25 protein-coding genes are annotated in these 23,473 nt (G+C 67.4%); 14 read left to right on the forward strand and 11 right to left on the reverse strand.

The window, feature by feature from the left end; genetic code table 11:
- Together CV1CTNOD_RS12565 and CV1CTNOD_RS12570 are read right to left on the reverse strand one after the other, a co-directional pair.
- Nucleotides 1-212 (reverse strand): DUF397 domain-containing protein (locus CV1CTNOD_RS12565; protein ID WP_431607108.1); only part of this gene is annotated, 212 nt, incomplete at its 3' end.
- Nucleotides 213-311: 99 nt separating this feature from the next.
- Nucleotides 312-590 carry a hypothetical protein gene (locus tag CV1CTNOD_RS12570; protein ID WP_131786301.1) on the reverse strand — a complete coding sequence of 93 codons (279 nt, stop codon included), beginning with the start codon at nucleotides 588-590 and terminating at the stop codon, nucleotides 312-314.
- 193 nt (nucleotides 591-783) lie between these two features.
- On the opposite strand from CV1CTNOD_RS12570, the gene CV1CTNOD_RS12575 reads away from it, so the two are divergent.
- Complete coding sequence (locus tag CV1CTNOD_RS12575) at nucleotides 784-2,055, forward strand: helix-turn-helix domain-containing protein (RefSeq protein WP_131786302.1); 1,272 nt, start codon at nucleotides 784-786, stop codon at nucleotides 2,053-2,055.
- 10 nt (nucleotides 2,056-2,065) lie between these two features.
- The gene (locus CV1CTNOD_RS12580) at nucleotides 2,066-2,731 is read left to right on the forward strand and encodes a 2'-5' RNA ligase family protein (protein ID WP_131786303.1); all 666 of its coding nucleotides are present in this window, start codon (nucleotides 2,066-2,068) and stop codon (nucleotides 2,729-2,731) included.
- On the opposite strand, the gene CV1CTNOD_RS24710 is transcribed toward CV1CTNOD_RS12580, so the two are convergent.
- Nucleotides 2,709-2,867, reverse strand: coding sequence for a hypothetical protein (locus CV1CTNOD_RS24710; protein ID WP_165485481.1), 159 nt, complete (start codon nucleotides 2,865-2,867; stop codon nucleotides 2,709-2,711). The two genes, CV1CTNOD_RS12580 and CV1CTNOD_RS24710, sit on opposite strands and share 23 nt — an antisense overlap.
- 544 nt (nucleotides 2,868-3,411) lie before the next feature.
- Here CV1CTNOD_RS24710 and CV1CTNOD_RS12585 point away from each other — a divergent pair.
- On the forward strand, nucleotides 3,412-4,254 hold the full coding sequence (locus CV1CTNOD_RS12585; protein WP_131786304.1) for a rhomboid family intramembrane serine protease: 843 nt from the start codon (nucleotides 3,412-3,414) through the stop codon (nucleotides 4,252-4,254).
- 130 nt (nucleotides 4,255-4,384) lie between these two features.
- On the opposite strand, the gene CV1CTNOD_RS12590 is transcribed toward CV1CTNOD_RS12585, so the two are convergent.
- Complete coding sequence (locus CV1CTNOD_RS12590; protein ID WP_131786305.1) at nucleotides 4,385-4,873, reverse strand: hypothetical protein; 489 nt, start codon at nucleotides 4,871-4,873, stop codon at nucleotides 4,385-4,387.
- 312 nt (nucleotides 4,874-5,185) lie between these two features.
- On the opposite strand from CV1CTNOD_RS12590, the gene CV1CTNOD_RS24715 reads away from it, so the two are divergent.
- The 9 genes from CV1CTNOD_RS24715 to CV1CTNOD_RS12630 all read left to right on the forward strand — a co-directional run bounded on the left by CV1CTNOD_RS24715 (nucleotide 5,186) and on the right by CV1CTNOD_RS12630 (nucleotide 16,024).
- Nucleotides 5,186-5,362: a hypothetical protein gene (locus CV1CTNOD_RS24715; protein WP_165035016.1), complete on the forward strand. Its 177-nt coding sequence runs from the start codon at nucleotides 5,186-5,188 to the stop codon at nucleotides 5,360-5,362.
- 246 nt (nucleotides 5,363-5,608) lie between these two features.
- Nucleotides 5,609-6,274 (forward strand): response regulator, encoded by a 666-nt coding sequence (locus CV1CTNOD_RS12595; protein WP_278043901.1) that lies wholly within the window; start codon nucleotides 5,609-5,611, stop codon nucleotides 6,272-6,274.
- Between the two features lie 256 nt (nucleotides 6,275-6,530).
- Complete coding sequence (locus CV1CTNOD_RS12600) at nucleotides 6,531-9,917, forward strand: pyruvate carboxylase (protein ID WP_131786319.1); 3,387 nt, start codon at nucleotides 6,531-6,533, stop codon at nucleotides 9,915-9,917.
- A 181-nt stretch (nucleotides 9,918-10,098) separates the two neighbouring features.
- Nucleotides 10,099-10,917, forward strand: coding sequence for an AfsR/SARP family transcriptional regulator (locus tag CV1CTNOD_RS12605; protein WP_131786307.1), 819 nt, complete (start codon nucleotides 10,099-10,101; stop codon nucleotides 10,915-10,917).
- Nucleotides 10,918-11,117: 200 nt separating this feature from the next.
- On the forward strand, nucleotides 11,118-11,261 hold the full coding sequence (locus CV1CTNOD_RS12610; RefSeq protein WP_131786308.1) for a lasso RiPP family leader peptide-containing protein: 144 nt from the start codon (nucleotides 11,118-11,120) through the stop codon (nucleotides 11,259-11,261).
- Nucleotides 11,262-11,421: 160 nt separating this feature from the next.
- Nucleotides 11,422-13,290 carry a lasso peptide isopeptide bond-forming cyclase gene (locus CV1CTNOD_RS12615; protein ID WP_131786320.1) on the forward strand — a complete coding sequence of 623 codons (1,869 nt, stop codon included), beginning with the start codon at nucleotides 11,422-11,424 and terminating at the stop codon, nucleotides 13,288-13,290.
- Between the two features lie 47 nt (nucleotides 13,291-13,337).
- Nucleotides 13,338-13,604: a lasso peptide biosynthesis PqqD family chaperone gene (locus tag CV1CTNOD_RS12620; protein ID WP_131786309.1), complete on the forward strand. Its 267-nt coding sequence runs from the start codon at nucleotides 13,338-13,340 to the stop codon at nucleotides 13,602-13,604.
- 66 nt (nucleotides 13,605-13,670) lie between these two features.
- Nucleotides 13,671-14,108 carry a lasso peptide biosynthesis B2 protein gene (locus CV1CTNOD_RS12625; protein WP_131786310.1) on the forward strand — a complete coding sequence of 146 codons (438 nt, stop codon included), beginning with the start codon at nucleotides 13,671-13,673 and terminating at the stop codon, nucleotides 14,106-14,108.
- A complete protein-coding gene (locus CV1CTNOD_RS12630; protein ID WP_131786311.1) occupies nucleotides 14,105-16,024 on the forward strand; it encodes an ABC transporter ATP-binding protein in 1,920 nt (639 codons plus the stop codon). Before CV1CTNOD_RS12625 ends, CV1CTNOD_RS12630 begins: the two co-directional genes overlap by 4 nt.
- A 68-nt stretch (nucleotides 16,025-16,092) precedes the next feature.
- Here the strand turns inward: CV1CTNOD_RS12630 and CV1CTNOD_RS12635 are convergent, their stop codons facing one another.
- The 6 genes from CV1CTNOD_RS12635 to CV1CTNOD_RS12660 form a co-directional block, all read right to left on the reverse strand.
- Nucleotides 16,093-16,608, reverse strand: coding sequence for an LppP/LprE family lipoprotein (locus CV1CTNOD_RS12635; RefSeq protein ID WP_131786312.1), 516 nt, complete (start codon nucleotides 16,606-16,608; stop codon nucleotides 16,093-16,095).
- A 303-nt stretch (nucleotides 16,609-16,911) separates the two neighbouring features.
- Nucleotides 16,912-18,300 carry a M20/M25/M40 family metallo-hydrolase gene (locus CV1CTNOD_RS12640; RefSeq protein WP_242606636.1) on the reverse strand — a complete coding sequence of 463 codons (1,389 nt, stop codon included), beginning with the start codon at nucleotides 18,298-18,300 and terminating at the stop codon, nucleotides 16,912-16,914.
- Between the two features lie 143 nt (nucleotides 18,301-18,443).
- Nucleotides 18,444-18,647: a hypothetical protein gene (locus CV1CTNOD_RS12645; protein WP_207386392.1), complete on the reverse strand. Its 204-nt coding sequence runs from the start codon at nucleotides 18,645-18,647 to the stop codon at nucleotides 18,444-18,446.
- A gap of 28 nt (nucleotides 18,648-18,675) precedes the next feature.
- Nucleotides 18,676-19,920: a methyltransferase domain-containing protein gene (locus CV1CTNOD_RS12650; RefSeq protein ID WP_131786313.1), complete on the reverse strand. Its 1,245-nt coding sequence runs from the start codon at nucleotides 19,918-19,920 to the stop codon at nucleotides 18,676-18,678.
- Nucleotides 19,917-20,876 carry an ATP-grasp ribosomal peptide maturase gene (gene tgmB / locus CV1CTNOD_RS12655; RefSeq protein WP_131786314.1) on the reverse strand — a complete coding sequence of 320 codons (960 nt, stop codon included), beginning with the start codon at nucleotides 20,874-20,876 and terminating at the stop codon, nucleotides 19,917-19,919. The genes CV1CTNOD_RS12650 and tgmB overlap by 4 nt, the downstream gene beginning before the upstream one ends.
- Nucleotides 20,798-21,067 carry a hypothetical protein gene (locus CV1CTNOD_RS12660; RefSeq protein ID WP_131786315.1) on the reverse strand — a complete coding sequence of 90 codons (270 nt, stop codon included), beginning with the start codon at nucleotides 21,065-21,067 and terminating at the stop codon, nucleotides 20,798-20,800. The genes tgmB and CV1CTNOD_RS12660 overlap by 79 nt, the downstream gene beginning before the upstream one ends.
- A 98-nt stretch (nucleotides 21,068-21,165) precedes the next feature.
- On the opposite strand from CV1CTNOD_RS12660, the gene CV1CTNOD_RS12665 reads away from it, so the two are divergent.
- Entirely contained in the window at nucleotides 21,166-21,633 is a 468-nt protein-coding gene (locus CV1CTNOD_RS12665) for a MarR family winged helix-turn-helix transcriptional regulator (RefSeq protein ID WP_131786316.1), read from the forward strand.
- Between the two features lie 171 nt (nucleotides 21,634-21,804).
- Here CV1CTNOD_RS12665 and sigJ read toward each other — a convergent pair whose 3' ends face one another.
- The gene (gene sigJ / locus CV1CTNOD_RS12670; protein WP_131786317.1) at nucleotides 21,805-22,683 is read right to left on the reverse strand and encodes an RNA polymerase sigma factor SigJ; all 879 of its coding nucleotides are present in this window, start codon (nucleotides 22,681-22,683) and stop codon (nucleotides 21,805-21,807) included.
- Between the two features lie 342 nt (nucleotides 22,684-23,025).
- Between sigJ and CV1CTNOD_RS12675 the strand changes: the two genes are divergently transcribed.
- On the forward strand, nucleotides 23,026-23,473 hold a 448-nt coding region (locus tag CV1CTNOD_RS12675; RefSeq protein WP_131786322.1), incomplete at its 3' end, for an MFS transporter.

A 23,473-nucleotide genomic window follows, 5' to 3' on the forward strand; every position in this document is an offset into this window, starting at 1 on the left:
CCGTCGGTGAACGCCCGCCATTCCTCGCGGGAGAACGACAGCACCGGCCCGTCGGACTGGACGGAGTCGCGGAGGATGACACCGCTGTCGAGTTTCGCGACTTCGACGCACATGCCTCCGGCGCCGTTGCTGTAACTGGACGTGATCCAGTCCAGGTTGCCGACGACGATCTCGTCGACGTCGGGTTTCTTCAGGTTGCGGAGGTCGGCCACGGATCTTTCCTTTCGGTGGATGGGTGGTGGTGTACGCACCGGCCGGCAGCTCCGGCAACGCCGAGGGAACGCCGAGGGACGGATGGCAGGGGCCTGGTCTCAGGTCCCTGTACGGGGAGAGTGGAACGGGAAGATGATCGGCACCACGCGGCCGTCGAGGTTGCGGCCCCGGGCGTGATGGTCGGCGGCAGCCACGCTCGGAAACGGTAGATGGACTTCCACCGGCTGCTGGTCCGGCCCGGAGACCACAAAGGCGTACAGCGCGGCATCCGCCGGCACGTCCGGCCGGGGTTGGGTCCGTACGGCGCAGGTTCCGGTCTGCGGCAGATAGCGGGCGCTGGCCGTCCCGGACAGCGGTTTACCGGGTTGTGCTGGCACAACATCTCCCCGTTTGTGGATTGGCTGCGTGGTGTTGACGACGTTCAGCTCACCGTGTCGGACCTGTCCGACGCTCGGTGCCGGCCGCGGCTATCAGGTAGGTGCGCAGATGGACGGCTAGGCGAATGCCCAGACCACCGCCTAGTTCACGATCCGCACCAACACGGCTACCGTGATGCCGAGGGGAGGCGCCGTGCCGGTCGGCAACAGCATGTTCAGCGCGGAACTGCGCCAACGCCGGGAAACTGCCGGGTACAGCCAGCGGGGGCTTGCCGATGCGCTCGCCGCACTCGCCTGGGACGACCTACGGCTACGCGTCGGCGTGGACGGCAATCTGGTGTCACGCTGGGAGCGCGGCACCGCCACCCCGCGGGCGCCCTACCCCGATCTGCTGTGCCGGCTGTTCCACGCCACTCCCGAACAGCTCGGGCTCCGGGTTGGTCTGCCCTCACAAGCCGGCCCCGGCGACGGACAGCCGGCAATCCCGTTCGAACCCAGGATGGTGATCGTGGACCGGATGCGCCGCGCGGGATCGTCGAACGTCTCCGATAACACCCTCGACCAGCTTGAGCGGATGACCGTGGACACTGTCGACGAGTACGAACGGCTCGGCCCGGCAGCGCTGGTGCCCAGGCTGGTCGAACAGCGCGGCTGGGTGGAGGCGCTGTTCGACGGCCGGCAGAACCTCCGGCAACGGGCCCGCCTGTACCGGGTGGCTGCCCGGCTGTCCGGACTGCTCGGTTCGCTGGCCGTGGACCGCGGGGACCTGTCGACCGCACGGGCCTACTGCGACGAGGCATACCAGCTTGCCGACCTTGTCGACGACGACGAGCTACGCGCCTGGGTACGCGGCACGCAGGCCCTGATCGAGTTCTACGCCGGCCGGTATGACCACTGCCTGGCCTTGGCGGTCGACGGGTTACGGTACAGCCACGGTGGAGCCCAGGAACCCCGACTGCTCGCCCAGGGGCAGGCGCGTGCCGCGGGCAAGCTCGGCGACGCCCGCACCGTAGCCATAGCCGTCGATCGTGCCCGCGAACTGGCACACCCCCACCCAACAGGGACGGTCAGCCCATGCCTGGCGCTGGAGGGCTACTGCCCGGCTCGGGTGGACGGCAACGCCGCTACCGCCTTCCTGGCCGTCGGTGACCTCGACAGCGCCCGCCGGTTCGCTTTCGCCGCGCTCGCCCGGTTCGACGCCGCCGGTATGACCGGACCCCGCTCACTGACCCGTATCGACATCGCGTTGACGTTCCTCGCCGAGGATGCGCCCGAGCAGGCGGTCCGCCTGGTCGGGGAAGCGTTGGAGATCTCCGCGACCCGGCCGATCGCGACCGTGGCGGTACGGGCCGGGCAGTTCCTCGATGCCGGCCGTCGGTTCCTACCGACCGCATCCATGCGGGACCTGGCCGAACTGGCCGCCGACTGGCAGAACAACGCACGACCGGCGTTGCCCGGTGGCTAGCCTCCCGGATATGACTCGGGAACAGTGGCATGTCGATACCCGCCGGGAAGCGTTCGCCCGGTTGGAACGGATGCGGGATCACTGGTGGTGGCGTCCCGGCTGGAAGATCGGCCGGTCGTTCTACACGTTCCACATCACCTTCGACGGCGCATCCGAAGTGATCGACCTGGTTGGCCGCTATCAGCAGGCGCTCACCCTGCCGACCCTCGATCTGGTGCCCGCGGAGGGCCTGCACCTGACCATGCAAGGGGTCGGCTTCACCGACGAGGTCACCCGCGTGGACCTGGACGGCATCATCATCGCGGCGCAGGCACACTGCGCCCGGTTAACGTCCTTCGCCGTCACTCTCGGACCGGCTGACGCGGACCCGGAAGCCGTCATGCTCCAGGTTGCCCCGTGGCAGCCGGTGGAGGAGCTGCGCGCCGCCGTCCGGGCTGCGATCGCTGATGTGTGGGGCGACAGCAGGGTGCCCGAAACCGCCGACGGCTTCACCCCCCATGTCTCCGTCGCCTACTCCGGTGCTGATACCTCGGCGGTACTGTTGCGGCAGCGTCTTTCCGGGATCGAACCGATGAGCGTCACCACCACCGTCCGCGCAGTCCAGCTCATCGAGCTCAACCGTGACCAGCGGGCCTACCGGTGGACGACCATCGCTACCATGCCGCTCCGCGGCTGACGTCGTCGGGCACAGGATCACCAGGCTTCCACGGGTTGCCGTCCGGATCGAACACCTTCACATCACCCGGATTCCAGACGAACCGCTCATACACAGGGTTGATTTTCAGATCTTCGTCGTCGGACGTGTCGCTCACAACCCGGAACCCTACGGGCATCCGGCGTCTGCGCAGCTCGAAGCGTTCGCCCCGGGTAAGCGAGGAAGGCTGAGACAAGACCGGGGAACGGTAACGGGGAGTCGTCGAAAAATACAATCGGCTGGTGTCAGCAAAAAAGGTCGACTAGATCACGGATCGTGCCCGGCCCGCAGATTGAAATATCGACCCAGCCGGGGTCTATGCGGCCGGCGGCCCGGTCAACCCGGCCGCGGCCCGAGCAGCCTGCCACCTGCGGCGGGCGCAAATCCACGACCACGTCCACCGTTTCGCCAAGCTGAGGAGCTCACGGAATGGATCGCCACTGGTCTCGATTTCGTCACCGACACGGACTGAACCATCCCCGCTCACGCCGGCGGGTCGAGCGTGCTCTACGCCATCACCCTGGAGAAGTGGGCATGCGGACCAGCGGGTGAGGTCACCGGGCTCGGCTGGGGCCCCGGCCGGCAGCGCTGCCTGATCCGCAACCGCATCCGTAGACGGACGCGGTTATCGCCGGCGGAGACGGTACGGGCAGGATGTGTGTGTGGTCCTACCGATTCACGACATCAACCCGCTGCGTCGCCGGCCGGTCGTCACCTGGCTGCTGATAGCAGTGAACATCGCTGTCTTCGTGCTCTTCGAACCGATCGTGACCTCGGTCGCAGGGTTCACCACGGCGACCCCGCAGAGCGTCTGCGAGCAGCAGCGGTTCTTCGACCACTGGGGCGCGGTTCCCGCCGAGATGTTGGAGAATCGTCCCTCTCCGGAGGCGCCGAACGGCCGGTCCGCGGGCGTGGACCCGCAGGGCCGCGTGCTGTGCGAGCTGGAGTCGCCGCCGTCGTTCACCAAGTCGCCGGTCGTGTCAGTGCTGACGTCGATGTTCCTGCACGGAAGCTGGCTACACCTGATCGGGAACATGCTCTTCCTCGGTGTATTCGGTAACAACGTGGAAGACCGTATGGGACGGTTCCTTTACCTGATCTTCTACCTGGTGTGCGGATACACGGCTGCCTACGGGTTCGCGCTGTTCGAGGGACATTCGAGCACGACGCTCATCGGCGCCTCCGGTGCCGTGGCCGGTGTGCTGGGCGCCTACCTGGTCATCTTCCCGCGGGCACGGGTCATCGGCCTGGTCACGTTCCTGTTCTTCCTGCCGTTCTGGCTGCCGGCCTGGCTGGTGCTCGGATTCTGGTTCGTGCTGCAATACATTTACTTCACCGGTATGGGTGTCGCCGAGGGCGGTAGCGTCGCCTACGGAGCCCATGTGGTCGGATTCATTTTCGGCGCACTGGCCGTCCTGCCGTTCGTCCGTGAGCTGCGAGCCGCGGGGCCGGCCCGACGCCACGCCCCCGACCACCGGTGGGTCCGCCGAACCCCCTGGTCCTGACGCGAAGATTGCGCGATTATCGTCCTTTCGCGCACGTGGAGACGGGCCGACGCGCTCGTCCACCGAACTACCGCGGTGGACGAGCGCAGCACACCTCTATAAAGCGGCCCGGGGACTTGGGCGCAGCCGTTCAGGCGGCGACCGGCGCCGACCGCCACAGACCGCGGCGCCGCTTCTTCTCGACCTTCTTCCCGGTTGCGTCCGTTTCGGTCGGGACGGGAATCGGCGTGGCCGAGGGACGCAGGTCGATGGCGACCGTCCGCCAGCCCTCGTAGACCTCTTCGGACGGGAAGCCCCCCGCGGCCAGCACCTGTGCGGCACCGACGAGCTGCTCGTACGTCCGCTGGTCGTCGGCCTCGCCGGAACGGTCGTCCTCGGCGAACCGGCGCACGACCGTGCAGCCGACCCGCAGCGATGCGCCCGGCAGCGGGACATCCGCCAGTGAAGCATTCGATAGTGGGGTGTCGAACAGGGTGTGCGTCAGCGTCCAGGTGCGCACGAAGGTGTACGGCTTGTCCGGACCGGCGGCGGGGAGACCGCCCACATACTCCTCCAGGATCCTGACCACCTGTTCGACGGTCGCGGGACCCGGTTCCGCACCGCCCCTAGCCAAGCGCATCTGCAACGTCCTCTCTGATATGTGAACTGGCTCCGGACTGTGACAACCGGAGCATGACGACCGGACCGTGACGACCGTGAACGGCTCACGTGGAACCGATAGCGCATCATCCCGGATGATGTGGTCGCTCCCGGCACTGGGGTGCTCACGAGACATTGCCGACACATTCGCCTACAAGGTGTTTGAACACCCGGACCGGGGTAAAGATCAACTAGCCTGTTGATCAAGTGTGGGGCATCTGCACGAGGCGCCGGAGATGACGTCCGTGCAGGCTCCCGTCCGGACAAGCTCCTCGGCCCAGAAAGGACCACCATGCGTACCCGGGTACAGGTCCCCATCGTCGCTCTGGTCTGGTTCGCCGTCGGCATCGTCGCCGCAATCAGCAAGAACTACCAGGTTCACTCCGGATCCCAGCTCGCCACCTTCGTCCTGGCCGTGATCATCTGGCCGATCCTCGTCCTCGGTGGCACCGTGAGCATCCAGTTCTGACCCGTACTCGCCCGACCCGCACCCCGCCGGGACTCGCTCGACCTGTGCCCTGCTGCCGACGGCAGCTGTGACATCGCCGGAGGTGACGACATCGACCGGCCGTGGCAAAGGAGGCATCCAGCGATTACCCGGGACCTGCGGGTCGAAGCGTTCCAGCTCGGACTAGAATCTGTTTACAGAATATGACGTGCGGTGACGGACAACCCCGGTCAGGCGGAGAAAACCGTGTCAGAAGAATCTGCGAACGTGGCCGGGCCCATCGATGTTACGGCAGGTGTCACACCGATCCGGGTTTTTCTCCTTGACGATCATGAGCTGGTCCGCCGCGGGCTGCGCGATCTTCTTTCCGGGGAGCCCGGTATCGAGGTGATCGGCGAGGCCGATCATGCCGACGGCGCGGCCCGGGTGATCCTCGCCGCACAACCCGACGTCGCGGTACTCGACGCACGCCTGCCGGACGGCAGCGGCATTGAGGTGTGCCGGCAGGTCCGGTCCCAGGACTCCGCCATCGCCTGCCTGATCCTCACCTCGTTCGACGACGAGGAGGCTCTGGTCACCGCGATCATGGCAGGCGCCGCCGGGTACGTACTCAAACAGGTCCGCGGTACGGCTCTGGTGGACGCCGTGCGCCGGGTCGCGGCGGGTCAGTCTCTTCTCGACCCCGCTGTGACTCCCCGGCTGCTGTGCCGGCTGGGCCAGGAGCCCACCCACGACGAACGGCTCGCCGGCCTGACCGAACAGGAACGTCGCATTCTCGCGCTCATCGCCGAGGGGCTGACCAACCGGCAGATCGCCAACCGCCTGTTCCTGGCGGAGAAAACCGTGAAGAACTATGTGTCGAGTCTGCTGGCCAAGCTCGGGTTGGAGAGCCGGACCCAGGCCGCCGTCTTCGCCACCAAGCTCGCCCACTGACGATGCTTGCCGAGGCTCGTCAACCGATGATCGATTAACTACTGTCAGTAACTACAGACCGAGTTGCGCGGCGTCGCCACACCGGTTGTGCCGTCCTGCGTTGTCCAGGCCGGCACGACCGGCGGGCCATGCAGCGCCGCCACAGGACGGCCCGATGCGTCAACAGAAGCACACGGATAAAAATGCTGCGACAATTCGCCGAGTCGGCGGTCGCTTCGGGGTCGACCTGGTCCGCGTCGTGGAGGATGACACGTTGATCGCAAAGGTCCTGGTCGCAAATCGCAGTGAGATAGCCATCCGCGTCTGCCGTGCCGCGCACGAACTGGGCCTGCGGACCGTTGCCGTCTACACGCCCGAGGATGTGGGCTCACAGCACCGTACAAAGGCTGATGAATCCTACGAGATAGGTCAACCCGGGCATCCCGTTCGGGGTTACCTCGATATCGACGCCCTGCTGGCGGTGGCGAAGAGGGTCGGCGCGGACGCCCTGCACCCGGGATACGGCTTCCTGTCCGAAAGCGAGGCGTTGGCGCGGGCGTGCGAGCTCGCCGAGGTCACGTTCGTCGGCCCCCCGCCGCAGGTGCTGCGGCTGACCGGGGACAAGGTGGCCGCCCGCGAGGCCGCGGTGGCCGCGGGCCTGCCGGTGCTGCGGGCGTCGGCTCCGTTGACCGAGCCGGCGGCAGCAGCCGCGGCGGCCGCGGCAATGGGCTTCCCGCTGTTCGTGAAGGCGTCGGCGGGCGGCGGTGGCCGCGGGCTGCGCCGGGTGAACCGTCCAGAGAATCTTGACGATGCGGTGACGAGCGCGATCAGGGAGGCGGCGGCGGCCTTCGGGGACGGAACGGTCTTCCTCGAGCAGGCCCTCGACCGGCCCCGCCACATCGAGGTGCAGGTGCTCGGCGACGCCACGGGCGAGGTCGTCCACCTCTACGAGCGGGACTGCTCGGTGCAGCGGCGTCACCAGAAGGTCGTCGAGGTCGCGCCCGCTCCCCTGCTCGACGCTGCCGTGCGTGACCGGCTGTGCGCGGACGCGCTGGCGTTCGCCCGGCACGTGGGCTACGTCAACGCCGGCACGGTGGAGTTCCTGGTTGCCGCCGACGGGTCGCACACCTTCATGGAGATGAACCCGCGCATCCAGGTCGAGCACACCGTGACCGAGGAGGTCACCGGCATCGACCTGGTCGCGGCGCAGCTGCGGGTCGCCGGTGGCGCGACCCTGGCCGATCTGGGCCTGTCCCAGGAGTCGATCAGCATTCGCGGAGCCGCGGTACAGTGCCGGGTGACAACCGAGGATCCGGCGGACGGGTTCCGCCCGGACACCGGAAAGATCACTCGATACGAGTCTCCGGGCGGCTCGGGCGTGCGTCTGGACGGGGCGACGTACCAGGGTGCGGAGGTCACCCCCTACTTCGACTCGCTGTTGGTCAAGGTGACGACCCGGGGGGCCGACCTGGAGCAGGCCACCGCGCGGGCCCGCCGGGCGCTGGCGGAGTTCCGGATACGTGGCGTGCGCACGAACGTGAAGTTCCTGCACCGGCTGCTGGCCGAGGAGGACTTCCTGGCCGGAGGAGTGACCACGTCGTTCCTGGACGATCGGCCGGCCCTGTCGGTCGGTGACGGCGGCACCGACCGGACCAGCCGCCTGCTGGACCGGCTGGCGAACAGCACCGTGAACGGTCACACACGACCGGTTACCACCCTGATCGACCCGGTGGGCCTGCTGCCGTCCATACCGTCCGGCGCCGCGCCCGGCGGATCCCGGCAGCTGCTCGCCGAGCTGGGTCCGCGACAGTGGGCGGCGCGGCTGCGGGCTCACGACCGGCTCGCGGTCACCGACACGACCCTGCGTGACGCCCACCAGTCACTGCTCGCGACCAGGCTGCGTAGCACTGACATTCTCGCGATCGCACCCGTCTACTCCAGGCTCACTCCCGGCCTGTTGAGTCTGGAGTGCTGGGGTGGGGCCACCTACGACGTCGCGTTGCGCTTCCTCGCGGAGGATCCGTGGGAACGTCTCGCCGCCCTGCGGGAGCGAGTCCCCAACATCTGCCTGCAGATGCTGCTCCGTGGACGTAACGCCGTCGGCTACACCCCCTACCCGGACGACGTGGTCCGGGCGTTCGTCACCGAGGCGGCGACGACCGGTGTCGACATTTTCCGGGTGTTCGACGCGCTGAACGACATCGAGCAGATGCGGCCGGCGATCGACGCGGTCATCGAGGTCGGGGCGGTCGCCGAAGGCACGTTGTGTTACACCGGTGACCTGGTGGATCCCGCGGAGCGGATCTACACGCTCGACTACTACCTGCGCCTGGCCGAGCAGCTCGTGACCGCCGGTGCGCACGTACTGGCAATCAAGGACATGGCCGGGCTGCTGCGGCCGGCCGCCGCACGCATCCTGGTGGCGGCACTGCGGGACAACTTCGACGCACCCGTCCACGTGCACACCCATGACACCGCCGGCGGTCAGCTGGCCACCCTGCTCGCGGCGTCCGAGGCAGGCGCGGACGCCGTCGACGCCGCGTCCGCGCCGCTGTCGGGTGGTACCAGCCAGCCGAACCTGTCCGCACTCGTCGCGGCCACCGACCACACTGCGCGGGCGACCGGGATCAGTCTGGGCGCGTTGTCGGCGATGGAGCCGTACTGGGAGGCGGTGCGTGACCTGTATGCACCGTTCGAGGCGGGCCTGCGGGCGCCGACGGGTGCCGTCTACCGGCACGAGATCCCCGGCGGCCAGCTGACGAACCTGCGCCAGCAGGCGATCGCGCTCGGGCTGGGCGCGAAGTGGTCCCAGGTGCAGGAGTGCTACGCCCTGGCCAACGACCTGCTCGGCAAACCCATCAAGGTCACTCCCACCAGCAAGGTCGTCGGGGACCTGGCGCTGTTCATCGCCGGTGGTGACATCGATGTCGCCGCTCTTCGCGAACGTCCGGAACGCTACGACCTGCCGGCGAGCGTGCTGGGTTACCTGGCCGGTGAGCTCGGCACACCTCCCGCCGGATTCGCCGAGCCCTTCCGCGAACGGGCGCTTGCCGGGCGACAGCCGTCCGCGCCCGTAACGGAACTGAGCGCGCAGGACGCGGCCGCCCTGAACGGACCCGGCCGGCGCGAGACCCTCTCCCGGCTGCTGTTCCCCGGACCGTGGAACGACTACACCGCCGCCGTGGCGGCCTACGGCAGCTCCGCCACGATTCCCACCGAGGAGTTCTTCTACGGTCTCACCCCGGGCCAGCCGGTGACCATCACCGTGGAGCCCGGTGTCGAGGTCATCGTCGAGCTCAACGACGTCGGCGAACCCGACGACGCGGGCATGCGCACCCTCTACCTGCGGGTCAACGGCCAGCCGCGGCCGGTGTCGGTGCGGGACATCTCGATCGCGGCGGTGTCCAAAGCGGCCCGGCGAGCCGATCCGGGCGATCCGGCGCAGATTCCCGCAGGACTGCCCGGCCTTGTCACCTATGCGGTCGCCGTCGGCGACCGGGTGCGCAAAGGCGACAGGCTGGCCACTATCGAGGCGATGAAGATGGAGGCTGGCGTCACCAGTCCGCACGCGGGGAACGTCACCGAACTGGTCCATTCCTCCGGCGTCTCCGTCGAGGTCGGTGATCTTCTCCTCATCGTGGCCCCGGACCCGGCCTCCGACTGAGCTGCTTCGTCAAGATTGGCGCGACTCCCGCCAGGGTACCGCTATATGTGGTGATACTCGTGCAGCGCCTCTGTCGGCGATCCCCGAAAAGGGATCTCATTTCGGCGGCCGGAGTATTCACCCTGTTCGGTGAGTTTCATCTGCCGATCCGATCGTAGCTAGGTACGGGAGTACCCGCGGAATGGAGTTGTACGCCAATCAGATGATCGTTGGAATACGCGGAACCGGTGAGGAGAACATGTTGTTCCGCATGCTGGGACCATTGGAGGTGTACGGATTTGACGGCAAACCGGTCGATATTCCTCAGCACAAGCCGCGGGTACTGCTGTCGTTGTTGCTCCTGAACTCCGGTACCTGGGTGAGCATTGACCGGATCTCTGCGGTTCTCTGGGAGGAGGAGCCACCCCGATCTTCGGGTGGCAACATCAAGACTTATGTATCCCAGTTGCGGCGAACCCTGCCGCCCAATCATGCCGAGCACAACAGAATCGAAAGCCGATCAGGCGCGTACCGCATCAACGTGGCGCCCGGGGAACTTGATGTATCAGTCTTCGAGAAGATGGCACATCGTGGTCGGGAAGCACTGCGCGACGGAGCTGACGAGATCGCCGTCGAATATTTTCAGGAAGCGCTGGAGCTATGGCGCGGTCAGCCTTTCGACGAATTGCCCGAGGACATTACTCTGGCCGAGGCGGTGCGGCTGGAAGAGCAGCACTGGGGGGTCCTGGAAGATCTGATCGACGTGCGCCTTTCCCGTGGTCACCATGACGTCGTTCTGCCCACGCTGCGTGCGCTCACTATCGAATATCCCCTGCGGGAGCGTCTGTGGGGCCAGCTCCTGCTCGCGCTGCACAGGTCGGGCCGTCGCGCCGAAGCCCTGTCCGCCTACCAGACCGTGTACCGGTTGCTGACCAACGAGCTCGGCGTCGAGCCAGGCGTGGACCTGCGCCGGCTTCATCAGCAGGTACTGGGCGCCGATCTCGACGTGGACCAGGACTGACGGCCGGGGAGGAAGGACGCAGTAGGCACTGCACTACCAACGGATGTACGTGGGTTGAACCAGGGCTGAACCTATCGCTCGCATGCTGGAAGGTGGCTGGTTGTACAGCGCGGACAGCAGACCGGCCTGGAAGAGACCGGTTCGGCCGGTGAGCGGTCGGACCGATCATCCGACATCGTAGATTCCGATGGGAGGCACTCATGAGGGCTCCATACCAGGCACCCGCACTCCAGGAAGTCGGCGCCTTCTCCGCAGTTACCGAGGGCCACTACTATGGCTACAGGCGTGACTATTACGGTCGCCGTCGTCGCCGCGGTGGGTACGGCGGGCACGACCACTACTAGCCACACCGAGGGTGTCGTCAGCCGCGTGAGTGTCGAGCAGGCAGACCAACACGAAGGCTCCTGCCGACGGCAGCGGGGCGGGTCAGAAATAGGCGGGTGGTGACGACCGGGCCGGTCGTCACCACCCGCCTTGCCTATCTGAGGTGTTATCGAGATGCCCATGTTCCACCCTTTGCCTCCTGGGACACCATGGTTTGTTACGTTGCCTGATTCCGGGTCTATCGCCAACACCGTCGCCCCGCTCACCAGCCAGGCCCCGCGATGCCTGCGCTACCGATCCGGACGGCCATGGCTGCTGGGTGACTGGCCGAATGACGGTGTCGTGGTAGCCGCGGCCGGGAACTCCAGCTTGGCATTGATCGGATGTTGCCCAGCCACCGTCGCCCGTCTTACCCGCACCCTTGCGCGCGTACGGGATGTCGCTGCACTCGATGTCCTGGCGTCGTCGTTGCCCGGTAGCTTCCATCTCGTCGCCGAGATCGACGGACGCCGCCGCATTCAGGGCACCGCCTCAGGCATGCGACGGATATTCTACACGGTGATGGACGGCCAAGTAATCGCCGGGGATCGCGCCGATGTGCTGGCGGGAATCGTCGCGAGCGAGCTGGATATACGTGCCGTCGCATTGTCCCTGCTCGACCCGATGGCTCCCTATCCATTGGACGATCAGCCGATGTGGCAGGCTGTGGAGGCACTCCCGCCAGACCGTTTTCTCCTGGTAGGCAGCGATGGGCGGCCCAGCAGGATCCGTTGGTGGCAGCAACCCGAACCTGTGCTGTCGCTGGCCGAGGGCGCTCGGCTGTTACGCAGTGCGCTTACCGAAGCAGTACATGCTCGGACCGGTGCGGGCGGAACGGTGAGTTGCGATCTGTCCGGTGGGCTCGACTCGACCTCACTGTGCTTCCTGGCTGCTCGGAGCTTACTGGCCGCCCGGAATCCGGCGACGCTCGTCGCCTATACCGGTATCGGCCGGGATCCGGGTGACGATGACCTGGAGTGGGCCCGCCTGGCCATGGACGACCTGCCCAAGGCGGTGCACGAAATCCTGCCACGTGACGAGCTTCCTCTCGTCTACGACGGGATCACGGATTCCGACGAGCGGTTGGACAGGCCCTTCATCGGGATCATCGACAGGGCGAAGATGCTCGCCGGATTCCGTCGGCTGGCCCCCCATGACCCACGTGTCCATCTGACCGGGCTCGGTGGCGACGAGGTCGTGGAGGGAGCACCCAACTATCTGCCCTCGGTGATGCGTACCCGTCCGTGGACAGCCATCGACCGGCTCCGCGGCTTTCGCGTCCAAGATCGGTGGCCGTTGCTGACGAGCCTGTGGATGCTCCGGCCACGCTCCTACCGTGCGTACCTGTCCGATATAGCCGCACGAGTCATCGGCGCTCGCCCGATGCCAGGGCTTCCCGACCTGGACTGGGCCGACGCCCCTCGGCTGCCCCCCTGGATCACCCCGCAGACCGTCGCCCTGGTGCGACAGGCGTTCGACGCGGTGCTGGACTCGGCTGGGCCGCTGGCCGGCACCCGTGACCAACATTGCGACCTCCTTTCCATCCGGTCTGCAGCGGGGGCCGCACGCTTGTTCGGCTACTTGGCCGCGCCGACCGGTGTGCCGCTGGCAGCGCCGTTCGTCGACGACCGGGTGGTCGAGGCATCTCTTGCGGTCCGCCCGGACGATCGGACCACCCCGTGGGAGTACAAGCCGCTGCTCAAGGAGGCCATGCGCGCGATCGTGCCGACGCGCTCGCTGGGGCGCATCACGAAGGCGGAGGGTTCGACGGAGGAGGAAGCTGGGCTGGACGCCAACCACGGCCAGCTGTTGGCGTTGTGCGATGACTCCCGGCTCGTCGATCTCGGCCTAGTGGACGCGGAGAAACTGCGGGCCGGTTGCCGGTACTCCCACGCACCCTCGAGGGCCCACGAGCCCCTCCAACAGACCTTCTCCTGTGAAGTATGGCTGCGGGTGCTCACGCAGGAGCAGAGCACCGGTGTTCATTCATCGATCAGTAGCCAAGGGTAGAGCTACAGAGCTCTGGCCGGCCGACCGGACAGCCACGGGGAGGCACAATGCTGACGCTGCAGACAGACGTCGTCCACACTCAGACCGACTACGGGACCGTGCTCCTGGATGAGCACAGCGGTCGGTACTGGACCCTGAACCCAACGGGGACACTCGTATTGCGGGTGCTACTCGGCGGTGGCAGCACCACAGAGGCCGCTGACGCTATAGCCGAAAGTTACGACGTGGATGTGGCCACCGCGAACCGGGACGTCCAAGCCCTGCTGACCGACCTGCACGCGGCCGGGCTTGTCGGGACCAACACCTCTTTCTGACCGGAAGCACTAACCATGCCGTAGCGGGTCCGGCGGGGACACATTCACAAAAGGAGGTGTCGACCGATGACCACGCCCATGTCGTTGAGCCGCCGAGGAGGAGACCTTCCTCTGCGGCGCAGGCCGCTGGCGATGGCCGCGGTCGCAACCGCCCGGCTGCTGGCCACCCAGCCACCAAGCCGGATCCGTTCCGTCCTGGCCTGGCTGCGTCGAGGCGCCGCGCCAGCCGACTATCGGCAGACGTTGGCCGCACGGGAGGCCGTCACCGCGGTGAGCATGGTGTGTCGGGGTGCGCAGGGTTGCATTCCCCGTTCCGTTGCCACCGCCCTGGTCTGCCGGGCTTCGGGGGTCTGGCCCACCTGGTGCGTGGGCGTTCGCAAGGTCGGCCCGTTCGCCGCACACGCCTGGGTGGAGGCGGACGGGGTGATGGTGGGTGAGCGCGAGCCGGCCGACTACTTCCGGCCGCTTATCGCTATACCTCCGGAAGGCGTCACAGTGTCATGAGCGCTATCAGCGACACGGGTGAGGCGATCGCGGCCGAGCTGCCGTCGACGTCCCGGAACGGCGAGCAGCGACACCGTGACGCGCTGCGAGTCGGTGGGTTGTGGCGCCTGCTTCGCGGGCACGGCCGGCCGATGGGCATCGCCACCGCGCTGACGGTGCTCGGGACCGTCCTGGGGGTCGCGCAGCCGCTGCTGGTGAAGAACGTGATCGACGCCGCGCAGGCCGGCGGCGTTCCCGGCTCGCTTGTCGCACTGCTGTTCGTGCTGTTCGCCGGCCAGGCGTTGACCGACACCCTTGGGAACTACCTGCTGGAACGCACCGGTCAGGTAATCCTGCTCGGCCTGCGGATCCGACTGGTCGATCACCTGCTGCGGCTGCGGGTCGGGGTGTACGACAAGAAGCGTATGGGTGACCTGATCTCCCGGGCCAACACCGACACCACACTCGTCCGCGAGGCGGTGGCCTACAGCTTCTCCGCGCTCCTCACGAGCGCGATCGGTGTCATCGGCGCGGTCGCGATGATGATCTGGCTGGACGCGTTGCTGTTCCTGTTCGTACTGCTCGCGGTCTCGCTGGCCGGGGCGATGGTTCTGGGCGTGCTGGTGCGCATCCGCATTGCCTCGGAACGCAGCCAGGCCAGCGTCGGAAGCATGACCGCGGACCTCGAACGGGCGCTCGCCGCGATCCGCACCGTCCGAGCCAGTCGCGCCGAAAAACGTGAGAGCGAGCGCATCGGCGGCCACGCCTGGGACGCCTACCGTGCCGGGGTGCGGATGGCCAAATTGGACTCGGTCATCGCCCCCTCCATGCAGTTGGCCGTCCAGGGCTCGGTTCTGGTGGTGCTGTTGATCGGCGGGGTGTTCGTCGCGAAGGGTTCGACGTCGCTGGGTGATCTCATCGCCTTCCTGCTCTACGCCACCTACCTCGTCATACCGCTGTCCGAGCTGTTCGAGGAGGCGGGAACGATCCAACGCGGGATGGGAGGGCTACAGCGCGTCGACGAGGTCTTCGCGCTACCCCGGGAGCCGGACAGTACCGGCCAGGACGAGAACGGCGCCGGAAGACAGGGAAGACAGGGCCCGGTTCAGGCCAGCGGCGGGCTTCAGGTCTGGGCCAACAGCGCATCGGGCAACGGTCGGGTCGCTGAACAGCGGGGTGACACCCCGTCGATCGAGTTCCGTGACGTGTGGTTCGGATACACCGACGAACCGGTGCTGCGGGACGTCTCGTTCACAGTGCCGTCCCGTGGCCACATCGCGCTGGTCGGCCGGTCAGGCGCCGGAAAGTCCACCGTGCTCCAGCTCATCGAGCGCTTCTACGAGCCGGACCGTGGGGAGATCCTGTTCGGCGGGCGGGAAGTAGGCGCGATCGACCGCTCCGCGGCCCGTACCTGGGTGAACCTGGTCGAACAGCAAACCCCGGTGTTGCACGGAACGCTCCGTGACAACATCGCCTATGCCGTGCCCGACGCGACCGAGGACGAGCTGCGCTGGGTGGTCGGCACGGCGGGCCTCGCCGAGCTGGTTGCGCGGATGCCCAACAAGTTGGACACCGAGGTCGGCGACCACGGCGTGCAACTGTCCGGCGGGGAACGCCAACGGGTCGCCATTGCCCGAGCGCTGCTGGCCCGGCCCGCCGTGCTGCTCATGGACGAGCCGACCTCTCAGATGGACTCCCTCAACGAGAGGGCACTCACCCGGGCAATGCGCGAGATCTCGGCCACCAGCGCACTTCTGGTCATCGCGCACCGGATCTCCACGGTTCGTGCGGCCGACCGTATCATCGTGCTCGACAAGGGAGAAGTCGTGGCCACCGGACGGCACGAGGAACTGATACGGATGAGCCCGCTCTACCAGCGGCTCGCCTCCAGCCCTCCGGATACGACCCCGGATGCCGACATGGCGGCCGGCCGCTGACGAATGCCTTCTCTCTTGCTCCTCCGTGCCAATGACCGCCAATTACCATCGGCGACAACGACAATTGGCTACTCCGAAAGCCGCACCGCCCGTCGGCTCGCGGACGCCGACCAGTCGGCAGCCGGAACGGAGTCGAGGGGAACAATCTTCGTGCCATTCCACTGGTAGCGCACGGTCGCCGCGCCCGCGGTAGGGCAGCACAGTGGGTCGTCGGTCCGGTACAGCTGGTACGTGAGCGCAACGACGTCGCTGGTGGACCAGAGCCACCCGATGGTCGCGCTCGGTACCAGAGTGTCGGTGCCCACCAGACGACCGCGGTGGAAGAGGAACGCCTGCTGGGGATGGCCGTCCACGGCGTCGGTCCATCGTCCGACGATCACGCTGAGATCGTTGTCCGGGTCGTAGCCACCCGTCTCGGTGGCGGTGTAGCCACGGGCTCGTACAAGCGCTTCGGCTCGGTCAGGGCTGGGTGCGGACGTCCCCGATTGCGGTGCCGGCGCGGCAAGAACGGTTCCGCCTCCCCATCCGGTCAGCGTGACCGTAACAATCATCAGGATAACGACAAGACAACGGCGAAAGGTCATGACATCCCCTCCCTTTGAACGAGGCCGACCCCGACGAAACTAGATGTCTGCTTCGGACCCGGCTACTCGACTGCCGTCTTTGTCCCCCATGTTCACTTCATTGAGGACGATCCCGATATCGATTCCACGACATCGATTCCACGATCGCGAAAAACCGAGGCATATCTCTACCCCGTCGCCACACGTGTAATCACATCAGTATCGTATGACAGATACGGCTGAATAGGGCCGCGGTCCGGAGATGGCGAGAGCATCGCACACCCCTGCCAGCTGTCACCAGACATGATCAGATCGCTATACCCGCTACGAGGCGGCCAGAAAGCGGTCGAGGACGCGGACACCGAACCGCAGCGACTCGACCGGCACCCGCTCGTCCACGCCATGGAACATGCCGGCGAAGTCCAGGTCCGGTGGCAGCAGCAGCGGCGAAAAACCGAAGCAGCGGATACCGAGCCGGGAGAACGACTTGGCGTCCGTGCCCCCCGAAAGCATGTAGGGGACCACGCGGGCGGCCGGGTCCTCGGCCTTCAGCGCACCCGCCATCGCGTCCACGAGCGGACCGTCGAAGCCGGTCTCCAGCGCCTGGTCGAACACGACCCAGTCGCGCCGGACGGCCGGACCGATCAGCTCGTCGATCTGGCGAAGGAACTCCTCCTCCTGACCGGGCAGGAAGCGGCCGTCCACGTGGGCGGTGGCCTCCCCCGGGACGACGTTGACCTTCTCCCCCGCATTGAGCTGTGTCGGATTCGCGGTGTTGCGGATGGTCGCACCGATCATCCGGGCGATCGGGCCGAGTTTGGCGATCGTGGTCTCCAGGTCGTCGGCGTCGACCTCGATGCCGAGCGCCTCACCCACCGAGTCCAGGAACGTCCGGACAGTCGGGGTCACCACGATCGGGAAGCGGTGCCGGCCGAGACGCACGATCGCCTCACACAGTGCCGTGACCGCGTTGTCGTCGCTGGTCATCGACCCGTGCCCGGCGCGGCCGGTGACGGTGAGCTTCATCCAGGCGATGCCCTTCTGGGCCGTCTCGATGAGGTAGAGGCGCAGGTCGTCGGAGACCGTGTAGGAAAAACCACCGACCTCGCTGATCGCCTCGGTGCAGTCGGCGAACAGCTGCGGGTGGTTGTCGACCAGCCAGCGGGCACCGAGCGTGCCACCGGCCTCCTCGTCCGCGACGAACGCAAGCACAAGATCACGCGGGGGGCGGCGGCCGGAACGGAGAAGATCGCGGACGACCGCGAGCGTCATCGCGTCCATGTCCTTCATGTCGACGGCGCCGCGTCCCCACAGGCTGCCGTCGACGATCTCGCCGCTGAACGGGTGGACCCGCCAGTCCGCCGGATCCGCGGGCACCACGTCGAGATGGCCATGGATGAGCAGCGGCGGACGCCGCGGATCGGATCCCTCGATCCGGGTGATGACGCTGGTACGGCCGGGTGCGGACTCCAGCAGGGTGGGCTCAAGGCCGACCTCGGCGAGCTTGGCCGCCACGTACTCGGCGGCGGCCCGCTCGTTGCCGTCGCCGTTGCCCCGGTTCACCGAGTCGATGCGCACCAGGTCACGGCAGATCTCGACAGCCTCGTCCTGCGCGGTCGTGCTCACCGCCGCCACCGAACTCGCCGCTACCGAGCTTGGGGCCTGCTGTCGGGACGGGGACGGGTCGCCGGACACCGGGGGATTGCTCGCCATCAGACCAGTCTGCCAGCCCACCCGGCCTGCCTGGCAGCAACCGGGCCACATCGGAGCGGCGCCCCAGGCGCCGGAACGCAACGTGTAGTCGAATCCCCCGTCCCATCCCCGTCCGCTGTGCCTCCATGGTCAAAAATTGACGATCATCTTCCCCGAAGTACGCCGGCGTGCGCGGCAGCGAGCGCGATCTGGGCCGCGTGCTCGGCGGTGGCATCTCCGATCGGCTCGGCGGTGATCAGCAGCCGGAAATAGATCGGTGCGGCGAGTGTCTTGAGCAGCTCGACCGGGGTGGTGCCGGCGAGCCGCCCGAGATCGCGGACGCGACCGCCAAGTGAGCAGGTGCGCACGGCCCCGACCTGCTGCTGCCGATTGGGTTCAGGGCGTGGGGTGCTGGACGATGATCGTTTCCGGGGAGTCGGTCCAGAGCTGGTGCTGGTCGGTCGTGACGGTGAGCCCGAGCCGGTCCGGGCCGGGACGGCCAGCGCTGGTCCACCCACGATAGGCGTCCTCGACGGTGGTCCACAGATTCCGGGGGCCGGCGTAGCGGACGGGATGTGGACCGTCGGGTGCGCCGGCTGGGTGGACCTCGGCCCAGGAACCGTCCGATTCCTCCAGGATGCGTCGGTGCCCGTCGGGTTGGCGGACGAACCCCCGCGCAGAGGGAAACCGCAGGTGCAGGACCAGTCGGAAGCCTGGGTGGTCGAAGTCCGCAAGGTCGATGGTGCTGTGTGTGTGGCGGGTGCCACGCGTATCGATGGTCACGGAGAGGTTGTGGCCGGCGCGCAGCGGATAGCCGGGGTCCGTCCGCATGGGCATGAAGTTGCCCGGATGGGTGGCGAACCGGCCGGAGAGCACGCCGGGCCGGTCGTGGTGGAGCAGGGCGATCCGGCCGCCCGCGTCGCCTCGCAGGTCCACCTGCAGGAGACCACCGGGACGGAGCTGGTCGATCCAGACAGCCGGGACGAGCGGGGCGGAGACGGTAGTGATGATCCGATGGTAGGGGGCGGCGGCGGGTATGCCGTTGGCGCCGTCACCGGCGGCCAGGGTCGGGTGGTAGCCGATCGCGGCGAGCCGTCGCCGGGCGGCGTCGATGAGGTCGGGGTGCAGATCGATGCTGGCGATGGCGCGGTCGCCGAGGCGGGCGCACAGCAGCGCGACGGTGTAGCCGGTGCCGGTACCGATCTCCAGAACGCGCATGCCGGTGGTCACGTCGAGGTCGGTGAGCATCCGGACCAGCAGGCTCGGCAGGGTCGAGGAGCTGGTGGGCCTGCATAGCGTCCCACCACCGGCATCGTCGGGTAGCCGGACGCGGGTGATCTGGGTGACCAGGGTCTCGTCGGCGTACAGCGCGGCCAACCAGCGGTCCCGCTGGGCCGGGTCGGCGCCGTCGACGAGGACATCCTCGGACGGGCATGGGTCGGGAGATCCCTGCCACGGGTAAAAGCGCGGGACGAGAACATGGCGGGGTACGGCGCGCACCGCATCCAACCACTGCCGGTCGGGATCCGGGATGACCGTTGCCACGGCATCAGCCAGGTCGCGGGCCCGCCGCGGCCAGTCCGGCACCGCGCCGGCCGCCACATCGCGATCGGTCAGGGTCTCCTGGAACACCCGGGTCATCTGTTATGCCCCTGTCCGGTGAGAGCATCCGCGATGGCGCCTGCGACCGGCAGGCCGGTGATCTCTGCGAGCCAGTCCCACTGACCGTTCGGATTGCACTCCAGAAAATACCAGTCACCGGTCGGACTCACGGTGAAGTCGAAAGCGCCGAACAGCAGCCCGAACTGGTCGAGGTAACGCCGGACGCCACCCTCGACATCGGTCGGCGTGTCGATCGCCTGGTATGTCAGGGAGTCGTAGTCCGCGCGCCAGTCCGTGTGCGCGGCGGAGGAATCCGCGTGTATCGCCACGGAGAAACACCGGTTGCCGACTGCGGTCAGCCGGACGTCATGGGCCTTCGGTATCCACTCCTGGAACAGGTGTGCGGTCGAGGCCACCGGCCCGGCGTCCAGGGCGGCAGAATCCACCACCGTGGTGTAGATGAGCCGGACCTGCCCGTCCTCGGCGACGACTCCGGTGCTCAGCGGCTTGTACACCATCGGTCCGTCCAACGAGGCGGCGAACTTCGCCGTATGGACCGCCGAATTGCTTATCAAGGTGCGCGGGGTACGCAGCCCGCTGCGTGCCGCGGTCTGCAACTGCAGAGGCTTATACTCCGCCAGGCTGATACGTGACGGATGGTTGACCCACGGGCCCGGCAGGGATATCAGCACGCCGCCGAAACCGTACCGGGCTTCTGCGGCGGCGAACCGCCGTTCGGCTGCTGTGAGCGTCTCCGGCAGTGCGAACGGCCCCGGCCGGCGATAGTAGATGCCGCCCACCTGGCCCAGATCCACAGCATGCGCGCCGCGTTGGAGGTATCCCCTCCACCTCTCTTCCAGCGACACGCCGATTTCCAGCGACTGCGGGAACTCGGCGATATCGAACCGGAATACTGCTACGGACCTTTTTTCCAGCGCGTCGACGACGAGGTCGGCGGTTGCGTCGTTCGGAGCGGTGACGACCAGAACGTGGATGCCAGCGACGCACCCAGGTCGCGACCTATCGTGTCAAGCCCGATGTTGACGAGCGCGGTGTCGAGGTTGGCCATGAACGCCCCGACAACCACGACCGCGGTGATCCGCCAGACGGCGGCGGGGATCGCGGCCGGTGGACCAGGGGTGCGCCCGGCAACGGGCGCCGCACGGTCGGGTGCGCGTGCAGGCACGGTGAGCTCCTTGCGTGGAGGGCGGATCAACTATTGGCGTTATAAACTGTAGGAAATGCCAATCATTTAATCAACCCGCTATCGGCTATCCTGGACGCATGCAAGATCACCATCCGCGGCCCCGCGGCCTGTTGCAGTGGCCGACGTACGCGCTCGGGCAGCTCTACCGGCCGGCACACACCCGTCTGGAGACCGCGCTGGCTGCGGAAGGCCTTTCCCTTCGCGCCCATTTCGTGCTTGTCTGTCTCGAGGAGTACGGGGAGATGTCGCAGCAGCAGGCATGCGACCGCCTACAGGTCGACCGCAGCGACATGGTGGCTCTCATCGACTCCCTCGAGCGCCGCGGCGAGGTCGTTCGCAGGCGCGACACCACCGACCGCCGCCGTTACCGCCTGTCGGTGACGCCCGCCGGCCGGCAAGCCGTGCGGCGGACCGAGGAAGTGATCGCCGCGGTCACCGGGGAGGTGTTCGCCGCGCTCTCGGAGTCCGAACGACGAACGCTGCACCGTCTCGCGCTGCGCGCTCTCGGCGAGCCGCCCGAGATCGCGAACACGACCGCCAGGTGAACGGGTGCACACAAGGCCCCGACCTGCTGCTGCCGATCGGGTTCAGGGTGTGACAGCCATACCGATGGTCTCCCTGATGAACCGTGGCGTCACCAGTGGCGTCGATCAGTCAGTGGGGGGCCGGCACCGCCGTGGCCGGTGCCACGGTCATGACCTCGCAGCAGAGCCGAGCTAGTCGACCAGGACCAGGTTGTGGAGTTTGTCGGGGTCGAGGATCAGGTCGATTGTGGCGATGCGGTCTTCGATCACGGTGAGGCCGGCGACCGCGATGAGGCCAGCCGATGTTCGAGCGACGATCCCGGCGGTGCCGTTGACCAGAGCTGGCCGGCAGTGCTGCGCGAAGCGTGGGCCTTGGACGGCGACCTGCCGCGCGACGTCCACGGCACCGGTGAGCAGAGCGGGCACGGGCCGGGGGTGTGAGCCGGTATCAACGCGGAACACGACGTCGGGATCAAGCACTGCGACGAGGGCGTCGAAGTCGCCGGCGCGGGATGCCGCCAGGAACGCGGCCACGACCTTGCGTTGCGTGGCGAGATCGGTGTCCGGGACGGTTGCGCTGCCCTGCACCCGGCGTCGGGCGCGGCTGGCGAGCTGACGGGCCGCGGCGGGTGTCCGCTCGAGCATCGAGGCGATCTCCTCAAATGGTACGGCGAACATGTCGTGCAGGACGAACGCGAGTCGCTCGGACGGGGTGAGTGTCTCGAGCACGACGAGCAGGGCCAGGCCGACGGAGTCGGCGAGCAGCGTTTGCTGCTCCGGGCCGTCGCTGTCTTCGACGCTGACGATCGGCTCGGGTAGCCAGGTGCCGACGTAGTCCTCCCGGCGCGCCTGGCGGGCACGCAGCATGTCGATGCACACGCGTCCCACGACCGTTGTCAGCCAGCCACCGAGGTTGCCGATCGCATCGTCGTTGGAGCGACTCAGACGCAGCCATGTCTCCTGGACCGCATCCTCAGCCTCGCTGAGCGAACCGAGCATGCGGTAGGCGACCGCATGCAGCTGTGGGCGTTGTCGCTCGAACTGCTCGGCCTGCCACGTCTCATCGTCCACGGATCACGCCCCCTTCGATCGAACCCCTCCTTAAGCATTGACGGATCCGGCGCCGCAGATGTGACAGGGCCGCACCGCCGAGTCCACCAGTTCCGGGTCCTGGGCGTCGCAGGCGGCTGCGGCGGTCACATCTGCCTATCGGGATCCGACAGAGAGATGACAGTCAAACACGGCCGACATCAGCCGGCGACGACGACCACGCACGGGAGGGATCTTTAATTGGGCTCAATCACCGGTGGCTCAGGGACCGAACGCCTGATCGAGACGAGCCGACCGAGCGAGCGCCTTGCGGGCAACGTGGTCGCAGCCAACGGCACCGGCTCCAAAGTTGCCAACTCTACGATCGCCACCGACGGGTCTTTCCTCGAGACTCGCCGCGGCAAGCTCACGCTGGCCTTGTTGTGCGCTGTCGCCTTCCTCGACTTCGTCGACGCCTCGATCGTCAATGTGGCCCTTCCCGACATCCGGCGCGACCTGGACTTCTCGACACAGGGCTTGCAGTGGGTGCCCAGCGGCTACCTGCTCACCTACGGCGGCTTCATGATGCTGGGCGGTCGGGTCGCCGATCTGCTCGGTCGCCGCCGCGTCCTGGTAGCGGGGACGATCCTGATCGGGCTTTCCTCGCTGATCGGCGGATTCGCCGGGAACCCGGGGGTCCTCGTCGGCACGCGGCTCGCGCAGGGACTTGGCGCCGCGTTGATGCTGCCGGCCGCGCTGTCAATCTTGACGACGACGTTCACAGAAGGCGCCGACCGCCACAAAGCGCTGGGAGTCTGGGGCGGGGTGGGCG

Source organism: Protofrankia symbiont of Coriaria ruscifolia (assembly GCF_900634745.1).
In the GTDB taxonomy this organism is placed as follows: Bacteria; Actinomycetota; Actinomycetes; order Frankiales; family Frankiaceae; genus Protofrankia; species Protofrankia californiensis.